The organism is Pseudidiomarina sp. WS423 (assembly GCF_050750165.1).
Lineage (GTDB): Bacteria > Pseudomonadota > Gammaproteobacteria > Enterobacterales > Alteromonadaceae > Pseudidiomarina > Pseudidiomarina fusca.
The window spans coordinates 44,554-51,363 of sequence record NZ_JBOJLN010000016.1; the positions used below are offsets into that span (position 1 = coordinate 44,554).

The 6,810-nt window shown below is 49.5% G+C and carries 8 protein-coding genes; 1 reads left to right on the forward strand and 7 read right to left on the reverse strand.

From position 1 onward, the window contains the following. Position 1: 1 nt before the first annotated feature. From fliJ to fliF, 5 genes are read right to left on the reverse strand one after another with little or no spacing between them, the layout of a single operon-like run. A complete protein-coding gene (gene fliJ / locus ACQ661_RS11155; RefSeq protein ID WP_153826519.1) occupies positions 2-451 on the reverse strand; it encodes a flagellar export protein FliJ in 450 nt (149 codons plus the stop codon). Then, complete coding sequence (gene fliI, locus ACQ661_RS11160; protein WP_431668341.1) at positions 451-1,809, reverse strand: flagellar protein export ATPase FliI; 1,359 nt, start codon at positions 1,807-1,809, stop codon at positions 451-453. The genes fliJ and fliI overlap by 1 nt, the downstream gene beginning before the upstream one ends. Then, positions 1,802-2,530, reverse strand: coding sequence for a flagellar assembly protein FliH (gene fliH / locus ACQ661_RS11165; protein ID WP_431668342.1), 729 nt, complete (start codon positions 2,528-2,530; stop codon positions 1,802-1,804). Before fliH ends, fliI begins: the two co-directional genes overlap by 8 nt. After that, a complete protein-coding gene (gene fliG / locus ACQ661_RS11170) occupies positions 2,517-3,563 on the reverse strand; it encodes a flagellar motor switch protein FliG (RefSeq protein ID WP_431668343.1) in 1,047 nt (348 codons plus the stop codon). The genes fliH and fliG overlap by 14 nt, the downstream gene beginning before the upstream one ends. Beyond that, entirely contained in the window at positions 3,550-5,304 is a 1,755-nt protein-coding gene (fliF, locus tag ACQ661_RS11175; RefSeq protein WP_431668344.1) for a flagellar basal-body MS-ring/collar protein FliF, read from the reverse strand. Before fliF ends, fliG begins: the two co-directional genes overlap by 14 nt. A 206-nt stretch (positions 5,305-5,510) precedes the next feature. Between fliF and fliE the strand changes: the two genes are divergently transcribed. Continuing rightward, the gene (gene fliE / locus ACQ661_RS11180) at positions 5,511-5,858 is read left to right on the forward strand and encodes a flagellar hook-basal body complex protein FliE (protein ID WP_110075741.1); all 348 of its coding nucleotides are present in this window, start codon (positions 5,511-5,513) and stop codon (positions 5,856-5,858) included. Between the two features lie 31 nt (positions 5,859-5,889). On the opposite strand, the gene ACQ661_RS11185 is transcribed toward fliE, so the two are convergent. Both ACQ661_RS11185 and ACQ661_RS11190 read right to left on the reverse strand, forming a co-directional pair. Next, a complete protein-coding gene (locus tag ACQ661_RS11185) occupies positions 5,890-6,237 on the reverse strand; it encodes a flagellar protein FlaG (RefSeq protein WP_110075740.1) in 348 nt (115 codons plus the stop codon). 77 nt (positions 6,238-6,314) lie between these two features. Continuing rightward, positions 6,315-6,665, reverse strand: a complete 351-nt coding sequence (locus ACQ661_RS11190; RefSeq protein WP_153826524.1) for a hypothetical protein — start codon at positions 6,663-6,665, stop codon at positions 6,315-6,317. Positions 6,666-6,810: the final 145 nt, after the last annotated feature.

A 6,810-nucleotide genomic window follows, 5' to 3' on the forward strand; every position in this document is an offset into this window, starting at 1 on the left:
CTTATTTAAGCGCCTGTTGCTGACGTACGTACATCGCGATGGATAGTTCGTCAGCCAGCTTTTGCTCGCGTTTATTTTGTTGTTGCTGCGCCTTATCCTGCTGCCGTTGTGCTAGGGTTTGATAAGACTGCAACTGCTGCTGTTGCTGCTGCCAATGCTTGGTACTGTGAGCTACTTTTTGTTGCTGTTGTACCAACGCTTGCTGAGCCTGCGTGATGGCTTGATCTAAACTACTTAAAAAACGCCGGTAAGTGGTTACCATCACGCTTGGCAAGCCCGCCTGCAATTGCTGTTGCAACTGTGCCGCATATTCATTGCGATATTGCTGCAACACCTGTAACTGCTGCGAAATCTTTACTTTGTTCTGCCGCTCAGAGGCGAGCAACACAGCTGCCTCGGTCCGAGCTTGTTCAGCACGCTCGGTTAACAAAGACAATGCGGTAGAATTCATTATGCCCCTCCTACTAACGAGGTTAAGCCTTTAAAAGCGGCCTCAAAAGGTGCTTGTTCGTGCATTTGCTGTTGTAAGAAGCGCTCGATTTGCGGTTGTTTTTGCACCGCCTGATCTAAGAGGGGGTCGTGGCCCGGGCTGTAAGCACCCACACTAATAAGATCGCGATTGCGTTGATAGACCGAGAATAGTTTTTTCAAGCGTTGCGCACTTTGCAACTGATTAGGCGCGGTAATGCTAGGCATAACGCGACTGATAGAGGCCTCAATATCAATGGCCGGGTAGTGTCCACTCTCAGCTAATTCACGTGATAAAACAATGTGGCCATCGAGAATGGCGCGGGTGCTATCAGCGATCGGATCTTGTTGGTCATCGCCTTCAGTTAACACCGTATAAAATGCAGTGATAGAGCCGCCACCACGGGTACCATTACCGGCGCGTTCAACTAAGCTAGGTAATTTAGCGAAGACACTTGGTGGATACCCTTTAGTAGCTGGGGGCTCGCCAATAGCTAAGGCGATTTCACGTTGCGCCATGGCATATCGAGTAAGAGAATCCATAATCAATAACACATGTTGGCCGCGATCGCGAAAGTCTTCGGCTAAGCGGGTAGCATAGGTAGCGCCTTGAAGGCGTTGTAACGGCGATGAATCTGCGGGTGCAGCTACCACCACGGACCTGGCCATCCCTTGTGGCCCAAGAATATGATCAATAAACTCTTGGACCTCACGACCACGCTCACCAATTAAACCCACCACAATCACGTCGGCTTGAGTAAAGCGCGCCATCATGCCAAGCAAAACAGATTTACCCACACCAGAGCCGGCAAATAGGCCCATGCGTTGGCCGCGACCAACGGTCAGTAAGCCATTGATAGCACGAATACCAACATCGATAGGAGTATCGATAGGGGCACGTTGCATGGGGTTGATAGGAGCACTAGTAAGGCCGCCAAATTCTGTGTGTTTAGGCAATGGCCGATTATCTAAAGGCTGCCCTAAACCATCTAACACCCGTCCTAATAACGCAGGGCCCAGAGGAAAGCGCTGACCGCTTTGGTCGTTGTCGGTAAAAGGCACCACGCGTGCGCCTGGCACTAATCCTTGCACGTTGTTGAGTGGCATTAAATAAGTAATATCACCTGCAAAACCAACCACTTCAGCAGTAATGCTGTTGGAATTGGCTTCAATACAGCAATGGCTGCCAACCGGCACTCGTAAGCCCACAGCCTCAAGTACCATGCCGGTGGCCCGCACCAAGCGGCCGCACATAAACCAACGCGGCTGTTCGTTAAGGCGCTGCTGTACGCTGGTAAGCGTTTGTTGCCAGTGGGCCAATAGGCGGGCCGAATTAGGCATGTCGCCCTCGTACTTGCTGTAGCATACGTTGCCAGCGGGTTTCGATGGTTGCGTCTAATTCACCTTGAGAGGTGAGTAACTTACAGCCGCCGCGCTCTAATCGCTCATCGGTTCTTAATTTCCAGCGTAAACTGGCGAGCTCATCTTGCATGTGCTGTTCCACGAGCGCCAGATCTTGTGGATGCAGAACTAGCGTGGGGCGTTCACCCAGCAAGGGGTCTTCATGAATGATATCGCGGATAAGCGCAATGATTTGCTCAGGATTCGCCGCCAAGGCTTCACCGGCAAGTTGTTTTCCTACCGTCATGGCTAATTGCAGTAAGCTATCAGCTAACTGCTCGCTCATGCTATTGATAGCGCTGTCGGCACTTTTTAATAAGTCTGCTAATGGCGCTAGAGCTTGTGCTAGTTCGGCTTTTGCGGCTTCTTCTGCGGCCGATTTACCCGCCGCTAGGCCCTCAGCGTAACCTGCGTCGTAACCTGCCTTATGCCCCTCGGCATGGCCTTGTTCAGCGGCCTCGGTACGCGCTTGCTCTTGTAACTTCTTAAGTTCGCTTTGCTGGGCAAACTCGGCCGTTTTAACCTGAGCATTGTCGGCGGGTGTTGGTGGTTTGGACGGCGCCGGCTGATTTAACGAACGCATGTTCCAGCTTTGCCACTCTTGCTCAGAGTTGCTATTGGTAGAGCTTGGTTCAGTAAAAAAAGGCTTAAACGTAGGCATCGTCACCGCTACTCAAGACAATTTCACCAGCATCGGCCAAGCGACGAACCACCTGCAGAATAGCTTTTTGTTCGCCTTCCACTTGCGATACTCGGATCGGTCCACGAGTCTCCATTTCTTCACGAATAAGCTGTGCCGCACGCTGGGACATATTGCGTAGGAATTTCTCCACCAATTCGTCGGGTGCGCCCTTGAGAGCAATCACCAACGATGAGGTTTCTACCTGACGCAAGAGTACTTGGATACTGCGGTCGTCCAAATCCAATAAGTTTTCGAACAAGAACATTTCGTCGACAATCTTTTGTGCCAACTCGTCGTTGTAGGCGCGAATATTTTCCAATGCAGTATCTTCTTGGCCCGCAGAAAGTAAGTTGAGTATTTCTGCAGCGGTTCGCACTCCGCCCATTTTGCTGCGCTTGAGCGATTGGCCATCTAACATACCGCCAAGCACCTCGGTCAGCTCTTGTAAAGCCGCTGGCTGCACCCCGGTAAAGGTGGCAACTCGCAGCACCACGTCGTTGCGTAGGCGCTCATCAAATAATTCTAGTACTTTTGCCGCTTGGGCACGATCCAGGTGGATTAAGATGGTGGCAATGATTTGCGGATGCTCATCTTTAATCATTTCAGCAACTTCTGGTACGTCCATCATGTTTAATGCGTCTATACCAATGCCACCCACTTTGTGCTCAAGCACGTCTTCAATCAGTGAGTTGGCACGGTCGGTACCAAGCGCTTTGGTTAACACAGAACGCACGTAATCGTCGTATTTATCTAGCGATGGGGTGTCGGCCAGATGCTGATGGAAGAGCTCCAGCACCGCTTTGATTTCGGCATGGGATACGTCATTAAGGCGCGTCATTTCCTTACTGATTTTTTGTATTTGGTTAGGCGCGAAATGTTTAAAGACTTCTGCAGCAGATTCTTCTTCAATCATCAATAGCAGCAAAGCAGCCCGCCGTAGCCCGGTGGTTTCTTTGCCTGCTTTGACGCCATTGTTAGCCGGCGTCGTGCTCGTTGGGTTAGACGTGGTCATCTTCGTTCATCCAATTTTGTAAAATACGAGCTACTTGGCGTGGGTTACTTTGTGCTGCTTCTTTCGCCTTCGCTAAGGCTTGAATATAGCTAGCATTACGTTGCTGTTTCGGCCAATGGAAAGGATCGCTAGGGGTATTGTCATCCACTTCAAGCTCATCGTCATCAGCGTAACCGCCGCCCGCTCGACGACTGCGACTGCTGCCATTTGCAGCAACGGCATCATCATCGTCGCCGACCACTGCGCGTAGACGGCCACGAGTTTCAACGGGCTCAGTTACTGTAGGAGCTGGTGTATAGCGTTTTAACAACGGCCGTAGAATCAGCAAATACAGTAATAACACGCCGATACCAGCAACAACGTACCGAGCTAGCTGCTTGATAAAATCAACCATTGACGGTTGCTCGTACCAAGGCAGCTGTTCGTCGGTGGTGCGTTGTCGTACAAACACGCTATTCACCACTTCGAGCTGATCGCCACGGACTTCTGAAAAGCCCATAGCCTGGCGTACCAGCCGATTAATGTAATCAAGCTCTTCTTCACTGCGTGGAACTAATTGCGGCACGCCTTCTTCGTCTAACACACTGCGATGATTGATAACCACGGCCACGCTTAGTCGTTGCAGTTGGCCGCGCTGGTGGTCAACGTGTTCAACGGTACGGTCAACTTCGTAATTAACCACTTGATCTTGCTGAATTTGTTGTGGATTGGTGTTGTCGGCAGCCGTGGCTTCATCGGCATTGGTGATCGACTCGATCGGTGATGCAGCTACACCAGGAGGCGTATTGCTCAATGCTCCGGGAACGCCGCTAGCGCCCTGGCCATTGCCCTGCATACTGAGATTGCGTTGAATACTACGGATAGCCGCAGTTTCGGGCGTTTGATTGGGGCTATAACGCTCGGCGGTCGCTTCACGCTTGGCAAAATCGACTTCAGCAACAACTTGGGCTTGGATATTATCGCGGCCAAGGATCGGGCTCAAAATATTTTCGATACGTTCTTGATAGGAGCGCTCTAACTGATGGATGTACTCTAATTTAGAACCGATTTGAGCGTCTTCTTGATTGCTGTTCGACAATAAGGAGCCGTATTGGTCCACCACAGTAACCTGTTCCGGTGCTAACTCGGGAACACTGCTTGAAACCATGTGGATAATCGCTTGTACCTGTCCATCGCCAAGCTTGCGGCCAGGATGCAAGGTAAGAATAACCGAGGCTTTGGCTGGCTCACGTTCACGGACAAACACGGAGGCTTTAGCCATGGCTAAATGCACTCGTGCTTTGAGTACAGGGCCGAGAGATTCCATGGAGCTGGCTAGTTCGCCTTCTAAGGCACGCTGAAAATTAACTTGCTCGGCAAACTGACTGATCCCAAAGGCTTGGTTGTCCATGAGTGAGAAACCAGCATTGCCCCCTTGCGGTAAACCTTGCTCAGCCATTTGTAAACGCAGCTTATGCACATCGTTACTAGGTACCAAAATAGTCCCATTGCCGTTTAGCTGATAGGGCACTTGCATGGTGTCCAGTTGAGTCACAATACGGCCACCATCAGCTTCGCTTAAATTGCTATAAAGCACGCGATATTCAGGCGCACTAGCCCACATCACTAGGGCAAAAACCAAGCCGATGAATGCAGCTCCGCCAATCAATAATGGCACCATACCGGTTTGTTTTAACTTGGCCAGCCAGTCTGGGCTATTACTAGCGGTACCGGCTTGGGTCACTGTTGCAGATGCTTCCATGGGGCCTTGGGTCTCAATTCGGTTAATCAAATGACGGAAATGTCGTCTAGGGTAGACGGATTTATCTAGTGCACATTATGCGCAGGTAGTGGCAACTCAAAGGGGCAATAAAGGCACTTTTTTAAGGCTTATTGTTTGCTTCACTAGCGATTCAACTGGGTATAGTGGCATGCATAAAAATGGCCTAACTAGCACCAAGGACAATGATGAGCGTACCCGCAATTCAAACCGCATTGCAACAAATGCAAGCGCTTAAAGCCGAAACAGCAGCTCCTTCAGCGAGCTCGATGGCAGCCAACGCAATAGGCGCTGCAAACAGCGCAGTACCACAGGGTGGTTTTGCCACTGAATTAAAACAATCCCTGGAACGAATTAATAGTCTGCAACAAACTGCCGCAGCCAACACCAAAGCCTTTCAGTTAGGTGACCCGAACGTGTCTCTAAACCAAGTGATGGTGGATAAACAAAAAGCCGGGCTGGCTTTTGAGATGGGTGTACAAGTACGAAACAAATTAGTAAGCGCTTACAAAGAAATCATGAACATGCAGGTGTAGAACACCTGCATGGCGTCGTCATGGTGACCTGCTAGGCTTGCTCGCGGACCAGCAAGCCAGACATTTCATGCAGATGCTGGGCAATGCGAATCACTTCTTCTGATGGGATTTGCCGAATCACCTCACCGGAATCGCGGCTAATCACTTTAACCACCACTCGACCAGCATCATCATTCATTTCAAAATGAATACCGTAATTGTTCATCACTTCGTTGATTTGTTGAATAGGTTTCACCAATTCGTCTTTTTTCAGTTCCTTTTGAGCTTCACTTTGGCGTACCGCAGGCAATTGCTGTAGTACCCGATCAAGCCGTTGTTGCTCGGCAGCTGCCGATGTTACCGGCCAATTTAAACCGGCTTCATTAATAGGCGACGCCATAACAGTTCTCCAAACAATGAGGTTATAACGATATATCGGCAATCATTGCTGAAACTTTAAACAATTTAACGAAGCAACTAAAGTTTGGTCGTGATCGCACAAACACGTTCATACAATTGATAGACCGCAGTGATTGCCACACGCTCGTTATCGTCTAGATCTAAAACTTTGTTATCAAGCCGACCAGCCGTAGGCTGTAAATCTTGAGTATAACGATGAAGTAAATGCTCTAAATTCATTTGAATCATCAATAGCTCTAACTCAAATTCTTGTTGCAGTAACTGATATTTAGTCCGGTTCTCAGCGCTAGGACCATGATCAATAGCCTGTTGCAGCTTACCTTGTAAAATAAACTCCACCGTCTTCAGCTTCGGAATCACGTCATTGATTAGGTTGACTGAAGTAATGGTTGTCGCCGACCACGCCATAAATTCGCCTTAAAAGTGAGCATCATATACTGCCTCTACTAATAAAAAAGGCGCCAATCGGCGCCTTTTTCAAACAACTCAGAGCGATTAGCCCAACAGTGATAACACTGATTGAGGTACTTGGTTCGCTTGCGCCAATACTGAC